At 57.6% G+C, this 246-nt stretch carries 1 protein-coding gene; it reads left to right on the forward strand.

All coding sequences use genetic code 11. The annotated features are described in order from the left end of the window. Positions 1-86: 86 nt before the first annotated feature. The coding region (locus AC1RPG_RS08915; protein ID WP_481762626.1) for a hemagglutinin repeat-containing protein at positions 87-246 on the forward strand (160 nt) is incomplete at its 3' end.

Here is a 246-nt window from a genome sequence, read left to right on the forward strand (position 1 = left end):
GCAATGTGGTGAGCGGCGTGAAAGTTGCGAGCGGGATCGATCAGACCGCGATCTATAGCCAGGGCAGCACGATTTCGGCGGATGGCGTGACCGTTACGAGCGGTCGGGACATCAACGTGACGGGCAGTAATATCGTCGGCACAAGCGATGTGTCGCTGTCTGCCGCGCGGGACGTGAACATCAAGACTTCGCAGGATACGATCCGATCGTCGACCTATTTCGACAAGAAGGAAACCGGCCTCATNT

It is taken from the genome of Dellaglioa sp. CoH-57-MRSF-18, from assembly GCF_056781995.1.